This window comes from Streptomyces sp. NPDC053048 (genome assembly GCF_044547045.1).
Taxonomy (GTDB): domain Bacteria; phylum Actinomycetota; class Actinomycetes; order Streptomycetales; family Streptomycetaceae; genus Streptomyces.
Genome location: NZ_JBITZS010000004.1, coordinates 1 through 15,049 on the forward strand (window position 1 = coordinate 1; position 15,049 = coordinate 15,049).

Annotated in this window: 12 protein-coding genes and 1 tRNA gene; 5 read left to right on the top strand and 8 right to left on the bottom strand. The window is 72.3% G+C overall.

What is annotated here, in order from left to right; all coding sequences use genetic code 11:
* Positions 1-264 precede the first annotated feature (264 nt).
* Positions 265-957, top strand: a complete 693-nt coding sequence (locus ACIG36_RS11145; protein WP_399925421.1) for an RraA family protein — start codon at positions 265-267, stop codon at positions 955-957.
* A 23-nt stretch (positions 958-980) separates the two neighbouring features.
* Here ACIG36_RS11145 and ACIG36_RS11150 read toward each other — a convergent pair whose 3' ends face one another.
* Positions 981-1,958 carry an ArsR/SmtB family transcription factor gene (locus ACIG36_RS11150; RefSeq protein WP_399925423.1) on the bottom strand — a complete coding sequence of 326 codons (978 nt, stop codon included), beginning with the start codon at positions 1,956-1,958 and terminating at the stop codon, positions 981-983.
* 120 nt (positions 1,959-2,078) lie between these two features.
* Complete coding sequence (locus tag ACIG36_RS11155; protein WP_399925425.1) at positions 2,079-2,642, bottom strand: NUDIX domain-containing protein; 564 nt, start codon at positions 2,640-2,642, stop codon at positions 2,079-2,081.
* Between the two features lie 172 nt (positions 2,643-2,814).
* On the opposite strand from ACIG36_RS11155, the gene ACIG36_RS11160 reads away from it, so the two are divergent.
* Positions 2,815-6,897: a hypothetical protein gene (locus tag ACIG36_RS11160; protein ID WP_399925427.1), complete on the top strand. Its 4,083-nt coding sequence runs from the start codon at positions 2,815-2,817 to the stop codon at positions 6,895-6,897.
* A 47-nt stretch (positions 6,898-6,944) separates the two neighbouring features.
* On the opposite strand, the gene ACIG36_RS11165 is transcribed toward ACIG36_RS11160, so the two are convergent.
* The 5 genes from ACIG36_RS11165 to ACIG36_RS11185 all read right to left on the bottom strand — a co-directional run bounded on the left by ACIG36_RS11165 (position 6,945) and on the right by ACIG36_RS11185 (position 10,187).
* Positions 6,945-7,017, bottom strand: a tRNA-Ala gene (locus ACIG36_RS11165).
* 129 nt (positions 7,018-7,146) lie between these two features.
* Positions 7,147-8,187, bottom strand: a complete 1,041-nt coding sequence (locus ACIG36_RS11170; RefSeq protein ID WP_399926433.1) for an alpha/beta hydrolase — start codon at positions 8,185-8,187, stop codon at positions 7,147-7,149.
* Positions 8,188-8,434: 247 nt separating this feature from the next.
* The gene (locus tag ACIG36_RS11175; RefSeq protein WP_399925428.1) at positions 8,435-9,109 is read right to left on the bottom strand and encodes an AIM24 family protein; all 675 of its coding nucleotides are present in this window, start codon (positions 9,107-9,109) and stop codon (positions 8,435-8,437) included.
* Positions 9,110-9,211: 102 nt separating this feature from the next.
* Positions 9,212-9,688: a macro domain-containing protein gene (locus ACIG36_RS11180; protein ID WP_399925431.1), complete on the bottom strand. Its 477-nt coding sequence runs from the start codon at positions 9,686-9,688 to the stop codon at positions 9,212-9,214.
* Positions 9,689-9,764: 76 nt separating this feature from the next.
* The gene (locus ACIG36_RS11185) at positions 9,765-10,187 is read right to left on the bottom strand and encodes a MarR family winged helix-turn-helix transcriptional regulator (RefSeq protein WP_399925432.1); all 423 of its coding nucleotides are present in this window, start codon (positions 10,185-10,187) and stop codon (positions 9,765-9,767) included.
* A gap of 75 nt (positions 10,188-10,262) precedes the next feature.
* On the opposite strand from ACIG36_RS11185, the gene ACIG36_RS11190 reads away from it, so the two are divergent.
* The 3 genes from ACIG36_RS11190 (at position 10,263) to ACIG36_RS11200 (ending at position 13,697) form a co-directional block, all read left to right on the top strand.
* Positions 10,263-11,273 carry a hypothetical protein gene (locus tag ACIG36_RS11190; RefSeq protein WP_399925434.1) on the top strand — a complete coding sequence of 337 codons (1,011 nt, stop codon included), beginning with the start codon at positions 10,263-10,265 and terminating at the stop codon, positions 11,271-11,273.
* Between the two features lie 63 nt (positions 11,274-11,336).
* On the top strand, positions 11,337-12,554 hold the full coding sequence (locus ACIG36_RS11195) for a PP2C family protein-serine/threonine phosphatase (protein WP_399925436.1): 1,218 nt from the start codon (positions 11,337-11,339) through the stop codon (positions 12,552-12,554).
* 96 nt (positions 12,555-12,650) lie between these two features.
* A complete protein-coding gene (locus ACIG36_RS11200; protein WP_399925438.1) occupies positions 12,651-13,697 on the top strand; it encodes a type III polyketide synthase in 1,047 nt (348 codons plus the stop codon).
* A 108-nt stretch (positions 13,698-13,805) separates the two neighbouring features.
* Here ACIG36_RS11200 and ACIG36_RS11205 read toward each other — a convergent pair whose 3' ends face one another.
* Positions 13,806-15,035: a S8 family peptidase gene (locus ACIG36_RS11205; protein ID WP_399925440.1), complete on the bottom strand. Its 1,230-nt coding sequence runs from the start codon at positions 15,033-15,035 to the stop codon at positions 13,806-13,808.
* Positions 15,036-15,049 lie beyond the last annotated feature (14 nt).

A 15,049-nucleotide genomic window follows, 5' to 3' on the forward strand; every position in this document is an offset into this window, starting at 1 on the left:
TCAACACCGACATGATGCTCGCCGCCGCCACCGCCCTCGCCGACGTCGTCACCGACGACGAACTCAACGCCAACTACATCATCCCCAGCGTCTTCCACCCGGGAGCGACCGAGGCGGTCGCCTCGGCGGTGAAGAAGGCCGCCCTCGCCCTCGGCCAGGCGCAGTGACGGACGCGGTGGAGTGACCGACGGCGTGAGGCGACGGACGCGATCAAGTGACCGGCGCGACGGGGGCCTTGGGGGCCCTCGCCGGTAGGATCCCGCCATGCTGAAGGCCTTCGCGGATCTGTCCACACCCCTGCTCGCCGACGCCTGCGTCCGCGAGAACGTACCGCTGCGCGCCGCACCGCCCGGCATCGGCGCGGTCGTCCCGGGACAGCGCGTCGCCGGGCGTGTGCTGCCGGCGCGGCACTACGGCAGCGTGGACGTGTTCCTGGAGGCCTTCGGCCGGGCGCGGCCCGGTGACGTCCTGGTCGTCGACAACGGCGGGCGGCAGGACGAGGCGTGCGTCGGCGACCTGGCGGTCCTGGAGGCCGAGGCGGCGGGGCTGGCGGGGCTGGTGGTGTGGGGGTTGCACCGCGACACTCCGGAGCTCGTCGAGATCGGCGTTCCGGTGTTCAGCTACGGCAGCTTCCCGCCCGGCCCGATGCGGCTGGACGAGCGGGAGCCCGAGGCCCTGGAGACGGCGCGTTGCGGACCGCACCTGGTGAGCGCGGACGACATCGTCTTCGCGGACGACGACGGTGTGCTGTTCATCGGCGCCGGACACGCCGAGGCGGTGCTGGAGACGGCACACCGGATCCGGCGGACCGAGCGCGACCAGGCGCGCAGGATCCGCGCGGGCGAGACCCTGCGCCGGCAGACGGCCTTCGACGACTACCTCGCGCGGCGGGCCGCCGACCCGTCGTACAGCTTCCGGCAGCACCTGCGGCGCGTGGGCGGGGCGATCGAGGAGTAGCGGTTCGCCGGGGAACAAGCAGCTCAAGCCGGCGTTCCGTCGCGGCGCCGGACGAGCAGGCTGCCCAGGGCGGTGCGCCGGTGCGCGACGGCCCGTCCGGCGCGGACCGTGCTGATCAGTCCCGCTCGGCGCAGCGCGGTGGCGTGGGCGGACGCGGTGGCGTTGCTGACGCCCAGTCGCCGGGCGAGCTCGCTGGTGGTGTGCTCCCGGGCGAGCAGGAGCAGCATGTCGGCGCGGCTGCGGCCGAGCACCGCGGACAGCGCGTCGTCGCTGCCGTCGGGCCCGGCCGGCTGCGGCGGCAGGCCGGGACCGGCCGGGTAGGTCAGGTACAGGGGGCCCTCGGGCGGGTCGGCCACGACGGGGTGGCCGGTCCAGTGGAAGGTGGGCTGCAGCACCAGGCCGCGGCCGCGCGGGTGGACGTCCCGCTCGCCGGGTGCTTCGAGGCCCCAGACGCCGTCGTGCAACCGGCTGCCGGGGACGAGGGTGGTGAGGGCCGTGCCGATGCCGTGCTCGGCGACGGTCAGGGCGTGGCGGGTGAATTCCGCCTGGTGCAGGTCCTGCACCAGGGACCAGACGGGGCGCAGGGCGGTCTCGAAGGCCGCGTGCTGTGCGCGGCGCAGTACCTGCCAGGCGTCGGCGTCCCCGCGGTGCAGGCCGCGGATCCACCGGGGCGCGGGGACAGGGGACTTGGCGTACACCCGCTCGAGTTCGGAGCGGACGAACCGCGGGCTCGAGGCCCGTACGGAGTCCAGCCCCTCCCCCAGGTCGTCGCTGAACTCGTCGAGGAAATGGGGGGCTTGTCCGGCGGGCACCAGGTCTCCCAGTGGCTCGGCGGCGGCCGGGAGGGAGCGCAGCAGCCGGTGTCTCCAGTGGCCGAGGAGCAGGTCGTCGTCACGGTGGAAGAGCGTCATGAAGACGGTGTTCAGCTCCTGCAGCGGGGCCGGCCGGGAGGCGAGGCGGACCCGGGCGAAGTCGTCGGCCGTGAAATGGATCCGGATCACTGCTCTCCCCTGCCCGGCACGCACGTCATGCCCTGCGCATTCACTCAGGGGCCGCCGACGGGCGCAAGGAGCGACGTCACAGGGAACGCGAGGGGAGAGGGAGAGCGTGCGGCCGGTGGGTCACGGCAGCGCGAGGACGCTCGCCGCCAGCAGGAGGCCGATCACGCTGCCCGCCTCGGCAACGGCCCCTGACCGCGCGGCACTCACGGCGTCGGCGAGGGGCATCCACCGCACGGTCATGCCGGCCTCGGCGGGATCCCTGCGCACCTCGCCGCGGTGCAGGTCGGTGGCGAGGTAGAGGTGGGTCACGGCGGACGTCCTCGAGGGAAGCGGATAGTAGGTGGTCAGCAGGCGGAGGGTGGCCGGGCGCCAGCCCGTCTCCTCCTCGCACTCGCGACCCGCCGCCGCCCGCGGGCACTCCCCCTCGGCGACGGCCCCTCCCGGCACATGGAGGAGACGCTCCCCCAGCGGGTAGCAGGCGTCCTCGACGAGCGCGGCCCGGCCGCTCGCGTCGACGGCGACGATCCTGGCGCCGTCGGCAATCGTGAGGTGTTCGTATGTGCTCTCCGCGCCGTCGGGCTGCAGGACCCGGTCGCGGTGCAGGGTGAGGTGCTCGCCGCGATGGACGGCGTGGCCGCTCAGCCGCGTCCATCCGCGCCGCGGCCCGTGGTGGTCGTCCGTCATCTCCCCCGGCCGTTCCTCGTCCCCCGTGCCGGCGCACTCTCGCGCCGCACTGGTGTAACGCCCCGGGACGGGATCCGTTGCGCGCGGAATGGTTGGCTCCGCCCCGGGCCGGCGGTGTCAGTGGTGGCCCGTAGGGTGTGGCCCGACGATCAACGCAACGGGGAGAAGGACCATGGGTCGGCGTGTCGAAAAGGACGGCTACACCGCGGAGCTGACGGACGATCTGGACATCGTCTACCGCAATCCACGAGGACGGAAGCTCCAGCAGTTTCCCGATCGGATCTCCGGTGCACCGGGCCTCGGCGCGATGGTCAGCGCTCAGCAGCACCTGAGGAAGCAGCGCGAGACGTGCCGCGACCGGGCGCGTGAGTGGGCGTCGGAGGGCGTGAGCGTCCCCCGCGCGCTGGCGGACGCCGACGACCAGTGGCGGGAGGCGCTGGCGGACGAGGGCGTCCAGCTCACCGGAGATCCGGGCGAGGGCGGGCTGTTCGCCCGTACCTACACCGGGTTCGACGGCCGCACGGTGACCCAGCTGCTTCCCGAGCAGCTGATCCGCTACCGCGACCTGCTGATGCGCGAGGAGGGGTGGGAGCCGGACGGCCTCTTCTCCACGGGCATACCGGACCGCTCCGACGGTGAGCTCCCCTTCCCCGAGCGGGTGATCGCCGCCCACCCGGGCCGGGAGGAACTCGCCGCCCAGAAGCTCCACGCCCTCAAGCGCGAGACCATCAACTGGAAGTACGTCTTCAAGGACGACGTCAACAAGGTCCTGCTCCCGCTGGAGACGACCGCGCCCGCCCTGCTGGTCTCCCTCCTCGACGAGATGGCCGACTTCGCCCTGCGCGAGAACGACAAGCCCACGGCCACCGCCTGGTTCGGACGTGCACGCAAGACCGAGCGCCTGCAGATGCTCGAGCCCGACCCCGCATGGCTGCGGGACCGCTACCTCGCCTGGGCCGGGAAGGGCGTCCTCTCCGCGACGGCCCTGCGGGCCTGGGCGCGCGAGCTGTCCGTCGCGGGAGTGACGACCGAGGCCGATCTCCGGCGCTTCCGCGAGGTCGCGCTGTGTCACGCCCGAACGACCGGCGAGGCCTACCCGCAGCTGGCCGTCGACGTCCGCAAGCTCGCCAAGGCCGCCGGCCTCGATCCCGAACGGGAGCTTGCCACGCTGCTCTCGGAAATCTTCGCGTCCGGCCCGGTGTCGCTGTCCGACGAGAAGTTCTGGACCGACTGCCTCAAGGGCCGGGCCATGGACCTGCTGGTCGATCGCGGCCCCGAGGCCGCCCGGCGGGTGCTCGGGCTGCGTCCGGGCCGCTTCGGCGACAGCCGCGAGCTGTGGCCGAAGCTCCTCGAGCGCACCGGCGCGCTGGCGCTGCTCACCGGCGAGGTCCCGGGTCTGCCCGACGGCGAGGCCGCCGCCTGGCTGAGCGACTGCGCCCTCAAGGGCGGTGAACGGGACGTCCTGTGGGCCGTCGTGTACGAGCTGGCCGAGAGGATCGCGCCCCGCCTGGCCGCCGACGGCGTCCCCGTCGAGTTCCGCTTCTCCCGGATGGAGGTGCGGCACACCGGGAAGACGCCGCTCGACCTCATCGACCTCCTGCTCGAGCGCGGCGTTCCGGTCGCCGATCCGCCGGCGGCTCTCGGGCCGGCCTCCCTGCGGTCCCTCACGGCGGACCGCCGGCCGGAGCTCACCTACCTGCTCGCGGACGAGCGTTTCGCGCGCGAACTGCGGGCCCGGCTGCGCGCCGTTGTGGAGATGACCATCGTGGACACCGCGTCCAACCGCTGGTACGAGCCGCAGCAGACCAAGGGCTGGCAGCGGATCCCGCAGCTGTTCGACAACCCGGTCGGGCACGAGGAGTTGCGCGCCTGGTGCGAGCGGGAACGCGCCGCGCTACGCGGGGGCGTGGACCTCGACGGGCTGGTCCTGCTGCTGGGCCGCTTCGTGCACGTCGGCGTGGCGGTGGACCTGCTGCTCAAGGACGCCGGGGCGGCGGCCCAGTTCGCGGCGGTGGACGTCCTGCCGCTGGTCATGGCCGAGCTGCCCGAGGGCGTCACGCGTGCGCAAGCGGAGGAGCTGCTGCGGCGGCTCCGGCCCGAGCAGACCACCGGTGACCGGGTGAGCAACCGCACGGTGCTCGCCGCAGCGCTGCCGCAGCTTGCCGAGGCGGACCGCCGGCCGGCCGCCCAGGCCCTGGTCCAGGCCGTCAACTGCCGCGCCGGCCTCGAGCGGCTGGTCAGCCGCTTCTCACCCGCCGAGGAGGAGAGGAGCCCGGCGCCGCAGACGCGGACGGACGATCCCGAGGTGGCGGCGAGCCGCCGGCTGATGGAGCTGGCGACGTCCGACGGCCCTGTCTGGGCAGGCGACCTGTCCCGGCCCAGCGCCGAGTTCGACGGCATCGTCGGCTCCTTCCGGTTCCGCCGCACGCACGCCGATTCCGTGGCCCTCGCGCTGTGCGCCGTCTCGTCGGCCAGCCGCACCGGGACGGGAGGCGACGCGGCGCGGGCGCTGCTGAAGTACGCCGCCTACCCGTTCGTCTCCGGCGAGCCCGGCCGCTGGCGGGTCGTCGACTGCGAGGTGCCGGGCGACCGTGATCCGGTCCGCGATCCGGTCTCCGGCAGCGCGTTCAGGACGGCCACGTCCGCCGCCCTCGTCCTGAGCCGCGGTGGCGCCGACCCTCAGCGGACCCTGTGGGAGTACGCGCCCGACGGTGTGTTCCCCGAGGACGGTCCGCTGGCCGCGTCGGGCGCGAAGCTCACCCGCGCCTGTGTGCTCGAGCCCCGGCGCCCCGGCAGCTGGTTCGTCCGCTTCGCCGCTCTCTACCGCGAGCACGGCCCCGCGCCGGCCCGCCCCGAGCTCGCCCGCGCCCTCGCCGAGCGGCTGGGCCTGTCCGTGGTGGAGGCGACCGTCCTGCTGATGGCGTACGTCCCCGCCGCCGCGCACCAGGTGCCGGAAGCGGGCCCCTACACCCCTGGCCAGCGCTACTACGACTTTCAGCCGTGGGGGATCCGGGAGACGGAGGCCGATCAGGCGGTGGCCGCGCTGACCGCCGCCCTCCCTCCGGAGGCCGTCACCGCCTTCTACGACAGGCTGCTGCCCGACGACCCCGAGCAGCTGTGGACGGCAGGCCCCGACGTGGACCGGGCCGCCGCGTGGTGGCTGGGCGAGCTGGGCCGCCCTCTGCCGGTGCCCACCGCCCTCCTTCCGCTCGCCGCGAAGGAGACGCAGGCGCCCAAGGGCGAGGCCGCACACGCCTGGCGCCGGAGCGAGGACGGCTGGTGGCCGGCCCTGCGGCTCGCGGCGCTCACCGGCCGCGTCGCCGCCGGCGCGGGCTGCCTCGACGCCGACCCCTCGGGCCTGGCGGGCGAGCCCCGTCCCCTGGCCCTGCCGAGGATCGCCGCCTGGCTTGCGTACCGCACCCCGGCGGGCGACCCGCTGCGCCCGGCGATCGGCGCGGCCGTCACCCGGCTGCGGGAGGAACTGGCCTCGGGCCCCGGCCCGCTCACCCTCTTCTCGCTGCAGAGCAATTACCTCATGGGTTCCGCGCCCTCCACCGAGGCCCTCACCGCCCACCCGGCCGTCTCGGAGGTGAGCGACGTCAGCCACGCCATGCGCCACCTGCGGGTGGACCCCGCCCTGCTCAAGGGTGCCGACGACCCGCTGCTGGACGCCCTGGACGCCTACCTCGACACCCCGCTCCCCTCGCAGTGGCTGCCGAGCTCGTCCGGGCTGCCCGCCGTGGCGGATCTGCGGCTGCTGCTGAGCGAGGACTTCGCCGCGCTCGGGGAGCACCTGGCCGCCGACGGCAACCGGCAGCCGGGCTGGGAGCAGCACCCGGGACGTTCGGTGCCGCATCTGGTCGAGGAGTGTGCCGAGGTGTGCGGTCTGGGTGAGGACGCCGCCGCGCTGTATCTGATGCTGCTCGCCCTGCCGGACCCGACCGATCGCAACGTCAAGGTGTGGACGGGCTGGAAGCCGGCCCGCTTCAAGGCGGCGGTGGCGGAACTGGCCGGGGCGCCGGGCCTGGTCGTGCGCGCCGACCGCGCGCGGGCGGGCCGTTCCCTCTTCCTGCCGGGTGCCTGGCAGGAACGCAAGGCGCCGCGCCTGCCCGTCGAGTCGTCGAAGCTCGCCGTGCTGCCGCTGGCCCGGGAACACCGGTCGACGTCCCACATGGCCGCGGTGCCGTCCGGTCCGCTGCCGGCGTTGTTCGCGCGGGTGTGGAAGAGCCTGGGGCAGGGTCGGGCACGCGCGTGAACGGCGAGAGGGGCCGTCATCGCTGACGGCCCCTCTCGCCTTCGCTGTGGAGCTAAGGAGAATTGAACTCCTGACCTCCTGCATGCCATGCAGGCGCTCTACCAACTGAGCTATAGCCCCTTGTTCTGTTTTCGCCCGGTTTCCCCGGCGACACAGAGAACATTACACGGATCTCCCCGCCGTCCGCCAAACCGGGCCCCTCCACCGGCCGGGGCGGAGGGGCCCCGGCAGCAGCGGGGTCCGGGCGGGTCAGGAGGAGGGCGTCGGGCCCGCCATCCGGTCGCTGATCCACTTCATGGGGTCCGCCATGTTGGAGAGGTAGGTGGCGCCGTTGTGGGTGCCGCCCGGTATCTCCCAGAGCTGGGTGTGGACCGGCCCCTTGCCGTACGTGGCCATGAACTTCTTCACGCTGTCGATCATCGTCTTGTTCTCCTTCGTGCCGTACTGGAAGGCGATGTAGACGTCCGGTCCCTTGGCGGCCGCGAGCTGCTGGGCCAGCACCTCGGGGTTGTTCTCCGCCTTCTCCTTCTCGTGGCCCCTCCACAGCGGGGAGTCGGGGACGATGTCCGGGCCGTTGGCGATGGCGGTCTTGAACTTGTCCGGGTGCTTGAGCACCGCCTTCAGGCTCGCGAAGCCGCCGGTGGAGGAGCCCATGTAGCTCCAGCCGTCACGGGACTTGATGGTGCGGAAGTTGGCCTTCATCAGGTCCGGTACGTCCTCGGTCAGCCAGGTGCCCATCTTCGGCTGGCCGGGGATGTCACTGCCGTCCCAGTAGATGCCCTTGTCGTCCGGGCCGGGATTGAGGATCGGCATGGCCAGCAGGAACGGCTTGCTCCTGCCCTCCTGATACCACTTGGAGACGCTCTTCTCCAGCGAGATCTTGTCCTTGCCGAACTCGCCGAGCGACCAGTAGTTGCCGTCGTGGCCGGGGCCGCCGGGCAGGGCGATCATGACGGGGAAGCCGCTCGCGGCGAACTTCGGGTCGTCCGTGTACTCCTTGGGCGCCCAGACCCACACCTTGCCCTTGAAGCCGGACTTCTTGCCCTCCAGGGTGACGACGCTGACGTGGGTGCCGTCGCCCAGGGTCTTGACGTTCTTGAAGCCGGCCTTCGGCCCCGTGGGCATCAAGGTGCCGGAGTCGCCTGCCTTGCCGCCGTTCGATCCGTTCGACCCGTTCGCCCCGTCGTAGCTGACGGGGTCGCCCTTGTCGGTGAAGGGCGGTATCTCGTAGTAGCTCATCACGGGCCAGGCGATCAGCCCGAGCCCGACCAGGGAGGCCACCACGACCAGCCATCGTCTGGCGCGGGATGCACGTCGGTGGCCCCGTGACCGGTAGGCCGCCCCGGTGGGTGTGTTCGTCATCGCGTTGCTCCGGCTGCTGCTGCCCCGAGGGGGACAAGAGGATCAGTTCCGTCTTTCCGGATGAGCGAACCGAGGCCCTGGGTTCCCGACGTATCCGGCAATCTGTTCTTTGGCACGAAACCATCACATGGCGAGCGGCCGGCCTCGTCGTCCGTCGCTGAACCGCAGGGCGTGCTCAGCCGTTCTGCTGCTGCGGCTTCGCCTCGCTCGGCCGGACGATCACGAACCCCTCCCCCTCGAGCTTGAGCTGGACGACCTCGCCCGAGCCGCCGCGCAGCATGGAGCCGAGGCTCTGCGAGCGGTGCATGGAGGTATGGAGGGCGGCCGACCAGCCGACGACGGCGTCGGTGTCCACATAGACCGGGGACTGCGGGGAGACGGGGATGACGATGGGGTTGCCCTCGCATATGACGCCGAGCTTGCCGTGGCCGGTGAAGACGCTGTTGAACAGGCCGCCGCCGCTGATGCCCGCGCCCTTCACGACCTTGATCTCGTAGGAGAGGGTGGGGTCGAAGCACAGGACGTTGCGGCCGTTGACGGTCAGGCTCTCGCCGGGGGCGATGTCGACGACGAAGCAGTTGGCGGCCTCGTGCGCGAACCAGACCTCGCCCCGGCCGCGCACGGCCATCAGCGCCAGCCCCTCGCCGGTGACGGCCCGCTTGATGAACGAGCCCACGCCCTGGCCCAGCTTCTCGAACCGCAGATCGCCGCGGTAGGCGACCATCGACCCCTGCCGGGCGTAGCACTCGCCGTTGACGGCGTAGACGATCGACTTGGCGTTGTGGACCGTCATGCCGGGGGCGGCGGCGGGCTTGGCCATGTTCTCGTGAGCGAAAAGTTCACTATGCATGGAATGCATGATCGCCTGGGGCGCGGGTGTACGGCAACGGCGGACACTGGCGCTCGGGGAGCGCCGCCGGCCTCCCGCACCACCCCTGGGCCGACCGCCGTCTCACGCGTGGTCGTAGACGGTGACGGCGATGTCGCGGGCGCTCAAGGTCCTGCTGATGATCGGTTCGATGCGTTCCCACTTGCCGCCGGCGAGTCCGCAGCCGATGCGGGGCATGTGAACGGAGGCGCCGTGCTCGAGGGCGTGCTCGGCGACGGCGTGCAGGCAGCGCTCGAGGGCGTCGTAGCGGATGGGCGGGCCGCCGCTTCCGGTCTTCATACCGCGCTGGGCGACCATGTTGGCGACCCGGATGTCGGGACGGACCTCGACGACCTGCACCGCGCCGAGGGCGAAGTCATTGCCCGCGCGCTCGCGGTGCCAGCGGCGGTACTCGCGCTCCGGTCCGGGCCAGCGGCGGGAGATCGCCAGGACGAATCCCTTGCCCCATCCGCCGAGGTCGTTGCATATGTGGGCGATGACCTTCGGGCCCTTGGCCTGGGGGTTGGTCGCGTCACCCGCGATGATCTTCAGTGGCTGCACCGCGTCATGCTCGCCCGGCCCCCGTGGGAAGTCCACCGCTTTACCGCCCGGTGCGGCCGGGCGAAGGGTGGTCGTGTCAGCTGACCGCGTTGTAGCGCAGCAGGTAGCCGGCGAAGCGGTCGAGGTCGGTGTCGTCCCACTCGGTGAACCGCTCCTCGAACGCGGCGCGGCGCTGCCGGTGCGCCTCGGCGAGCAGCCTCAGTCCTCCGTCCGACGGGCGCAGGATCTGGCCCCGGCGGTCCTCCGGGTCCTGCTCGCGGACGATGAGGCCCAGCCGGTCCAGGACGGCGATCTGACGGCTGACGGTGGACTTGTCCAGGAGGAAGTGCTCGGCCAGGTCCGTGCCGCGGCAGCCGTCGCTCGCGTCCATGTGGTCGAGCATGCTGTAGGTCACCAGCGACAGTTCCGGGTGGATCTGGGCGGCCTTGTGCCGGGCCCGCCGGGCGAACGCGGTCAGTTCGCGCTGGATGGTGCTGATCGTCACATCGCGGTCGGGCATCGCGACTCCTCCCTATTCAGTTGCATAATACATCCGTAATTGGTTGTATTTACCAACAGAGGAGTCCCCCACCCCATGACAGCTCACGCCGCCCCCGGGCCGCGCCACCACCTCAAGCACGTCGCCGTCCACCTGCTGACCCCGCTCCTGATGTGCCTGGGCATGGGGCTGGCCTACCTGGGCGCCTTCCACGCACCGGAGCCGCACGGCATGAAGGTCGCGGTCGTCGGCGGCTCGGCGCAGGCGCACGCGCTCGCCCGGACCATCGAGGAGCGGGCCGGCGAGGCCCTGGACGTCACCACGGTCGCCGACCGCCGCGAGGCGGTCGGCCTGCTGGAGGACCGGGAGCTGGCCGGGGCCTACGTCCCCGATGCCAGGCACCCCGAGGCGCTGATCGCCAAGGCCAACTCCGACACCACCGCCGTGGCGGTCACGACCGTCTTCCGCTCGGTGTCCGACCGGCAGGGCGTGCCCCTGAAGGTCACCGACCTCTCGCCGCTCACCGAGGGCGACCCGACAGGCCAGGGCATCTTCTTCCTGCTCGTCGCGCTGAGCATCGGTTCGTACGGCAGCGTGGCCGCCATCGGCGCGGCCGGAGCGGCGCTCAGGCCGGGCCTGCGCGCGGCGGCGGGCCTCGCGGCCTCTCTCGCGGTGAGCGTCATCGGCATCGTGCTGGCCGCCCCGGTCTTCCACATCGTCGACCACGACTACGCGACCGTGTGGGCCATGTCCTGGCTCTACTCGGCGGGCGTCATCACCTTCGGCATCGGCCTGCACACCTTCCTCAAGCGCTGGACCACGCTGGCGATGGTGGTGCTGTTCGTGATGCTCAACTTCACCTCCTCGGGCGGCGTCTTCCGGCCCGAGCTCCAGAACGGGTTCTTCGGCGCCCTGCACGCCTTCTGGAACGGCGCGGGCTTCGTCGAGGGGGTGCGCAGCCTGCTCTACTTCGACGGCGGCGCGGGCTTCGGCGGCCGCCTCGTCTCGCTGGCGCTGTGGCTGGTCGCCGGCGCGGCGCTGCTGGCGGTGGCCGCCGCGGCGGAGCGGCGGCGGGCCGCGAGGGCGGTCGCCCCGGCGACCGCCTGACACCGCGGGCGGCGCGGGCGGCCCCGGTGGGCGCCGGGCGCGCTCAGGAGGTAAGCAGGAACCATGCCCCTTCCGCGGAGACGGTTCGGATCCGGCCAGTGGCGGCATGCCGGCCGCTCCCTGGTCTGGGTGCCGCTGGGCATCATCGCGCTGGTCGTGGTGGTCGATCTCCTGACGCCCCCCGACATCCACCTGGGACCGCTCCTGGTCGCCGCCCCGGCGATCAGCGCGGCGATCGGCGGCCCGGCGCTCACCGCCGCCGTCGGGGCGCTCGCCGTGACGGCCCAGGTGGTCGTCGGGATCTTCCACGGCGGCCTGACCACGCCGAACCACCAGGCGCAGGTCGTCGCCCTCCTGCTCATCTCCGTCTTCCTGGTCTTCTTCCGCCGCGTCCACGAGCGTCACGAGCGGCAGCTGAGCCGGGCGCAGTGGGTGGCCGAGGTCGCGCAGCGGGTGTTCCTGCGGCCGGTCCCGGAGCGGATCGGCCCCTTGCGGATCGCCTCGCTCTACGCCGCCGCCGAGGCCGAGGCCCGCATGGGCGGCGATCTGTACGCGGCCGCGCGCACCGAGCAGGGCACCCGCCTGATGATCGGCGACGTGCGCGGCAAGGGCCTCGCGGCGATCGGGGACGCCGCCCTGCTGCTCGGCGCCTTCCGCGCGGCGGCGCACCGCAATCCCCCACTGCCCCGGCTGGTGGCGCATCTGCAGAACGCCGTGTACTGGGACATGGCCGAGTACCCGCACGGCCGTGCGGACGGCGAGGGCTTCGTGACCGCCGCGGTCGTGGACATCCCCGACGACCAGCCGCTGATCCGGCTGGTCAGCTGCGGGCACCCGTCCCCGCTCCTGCTGAGCCGGGGCGAGGTCACGGCCCTGGACGTGACCGACCCGGCCCTGCCGCTGGGCCTGAGCGGCCCGCTGACGGAGGAGGACTACACGTCGGAGACGTTCCCCTACCGGGTGGGCGACGTCCTGCTGCTCTACACCGACGGGGTCGTCGAGACCCGCGACCGCGAAGGACGCTTCTACCCTCTCGCCGAGAGCGTCGCCGCCTGGCAGGAAGCCGGCGAGACCGACGTGCGACGGCTCGTGAAGCACATCCACCACAGCCTCCTCGTGCACGCCGGGGGCCAGTTGGACGACGACGTGGCCATCATGGCCATCGAACGCCTTCCCGCCGCCGGGCCGTTCGGGCAGCGCCCGTCGGCGGGGTTCATGCTGCCCCGGGTGGCGGCGGGCGAGGCCGGGCGGGCGCCCCGGCCCGGACCGGGCGCCGCGTAAGAAAGTTGTAACACGGTGCGTGATGACGTGCTCCGACCTGCGTGATTGGCTTCCGGCATCACCTGACCCGTCACGCTTTCCTTCCCCGGGAGTACCGTGTCCACCGTCTGTCGCCCTGTCCTGCGCCTGCCCGAGCACCGCGCCACCCTCGATGACGTCGTGTCCCACATGGGACGGCAGCACGCGGGACACCCCAGAATCGGCACGGCGTTACAGCTGATGCGCAACACCTCGGTGCGCACCAGATCGCTCGTCGACCCGTTCGAGGAGGTGACACGTCGCAGATCGTTCGGCGAACGCATGCGCCGCTATGCGGAGGCCGGTACGGATCTGGGCGCCGGGGCCGCGGAGGGCGCCCTCGCCGCCGCGGAGACCTCCCTGGAGGAGGTGGACCAGCTGATCCTGGTGTCGTGCACGGGCTATCTGCTGCCCGGCCTCGACGCGCACATCGCCAACCGGCTCGGACTGCGCAGGGACGTGCGCAGGCTGGCCTTCGGCCACGTCGGCTGTGCCGGCGGCGCGTACGCGCTGGCGCGTGCCCGCGAACTGGCCCTCGCCCGCCCGGGATCGGTGACGCTCGTCGTCGCGGTCGAGCTGTGCTCGTTGTCGTACCAGCCGGACGACGACACGATCGCCTCCTTCGTCTCCACCGCGCTCTTCGGTGACGCGGCCGCCGCGTGCGTGGTGCGGGAGGACCGGCCCGGCCTGCGGCTGGACGCCTCGTACGAGGACATGGCGCCCGGCACCCTGGCGCACATCTCCTACGACGTGGACGAACTCGGGTTCCACTTCGACACCAGCCCTCGGATATCGCGGGTGATAGCGGAATCGATGCCCCGTCTCAAGCGGTGGCTCCAGGAGGAGACGGCCGCGTTCGCGCCGCAGCCCGACGTCCTCATCAGCCACACCGGCGGACCGCGGGTGATGTACGAGGTCAGCAAGGGGCTGGGGATACCGCCGGCCATGTTCGAGCTGAGCGAGAACTCGCTGGCCCGGCGCGGCAACACCGCCGCCGTCGTGGTCCTCGACGTGCTGGAGCAGACCTTCGCCGAGCCGCCGCGGGACGGGGCCACGGCACTGCTCGTGGCCTTCGGACCGGGGGTCTCCACGGTCGCCCTGGTGGGCACCTGGACCGACTCCTGACGGGTCGGTCCGGCCGATGCGCGCGAAACGCCCGGCCGCCGTCCCCCGGTGGGGTCGGCGGCCGGGCGGGCCCGGAAAAGTGCGGGCCACCGGGTGCGTACTACCCGGTTACGGCACGACCTTGAGGAGCTTGTTGGGGGTTCCCGCGCCGGGGTTGGTCACCTTTCCGTCGGTGGCGCCCTGTGTCAGCGCGCCCGCGACCTGGTCGGGGGTGGCGTCCTTGTGGCCGCCGAGGTAGAGGGCGACGGCACCCGCGACGTGCGGGGTGGCCATGGACGTTCCGGAGATGGTCTTGGTCCCGGAGTCGCTGTCGTTCCAGTCGGAGGTGATGTCCGAACCGGGGGCGTAGAGGTCGACGACGTCCCCGTAGTTGGAGAAGTCCGACTGCTGGTCGTCCTTGGTGGTGGAGGCGACGGTGATGGCCTCCTTCACCCGGGCCGGGGAGCCCTTGCCGGCGTCGGTGGACTCGTTGCCCGCCGCGACGGCGAAGGTGACGCCCGAGGCGATGGCCTTGCGCACGGCGGCGTCGAGCGCCTCGTCCGCGGTGCCGCCGAGGCTCATATTGGCGACGGAGGGGCCCTTGTGGTTCTTGGTGACCCAGTCGATGCCGGCGACCACCTGCTCGGTGGTGCCCGAACCCTGGGCGTCCAGCACCCTGACGGCGACGATCCTGGCCTTCTTGGCGACGCCGTGCGTGGCACCGGCGATGGTGCCCGCGACGTGCGTGCCGTGGCCGTTGCCGTCCTCGGCCTTGTCGTTGTTGTCGACGGCGTTGAAGCCGTACGCGGCGCGGCCGCCGAAGTCCTTGTGGCTGATGCGCACACCGGTGTCGATGACGTACGCGGTGACGCCCTCGCCCCCGCCGTCGGGGTAGGTGTACTTGCCGTCGCCCTTGGTCTCGGCCTGGTCGATACGGTCCAGCCCCCAGGAGGGTGGGGCCTCCTGGCTGCCGTTGATGCTGAAGCGGTGGTTCTGGACGACCTTGTCGACGGCGGGGTCGGCGGCGAGGCGCTTGGCCTCGTCGCGGTCGAGGCCGCTGGCGGAGAAGCCGTGCACGGCGGAGCTGTACGTGCGGTTGAGCTTGCCGCCGTACCGCTCGGCGAGGTCCTTTCCTTGCGTGGATATGGAGTGCTCGGCAGCCGCCCGCTGACCGTCCTTCAGCAGGACGATGTAGCTGCCGTCGATGGCGCCCTTGGCGTTCGCACCGTAGACGGTGCCTTCGGCGGGCGCCGTGGCACCGGCGGGCAGGGCCAGTACGGTGGCTCCGCCCGCGACGGCCGTCGCCAAGGCTGTCGCCAGCACGAGCCGCCGTTTTCCGGTGCGCTTGTGAGTCGGCATAACGAGGGTTCCTC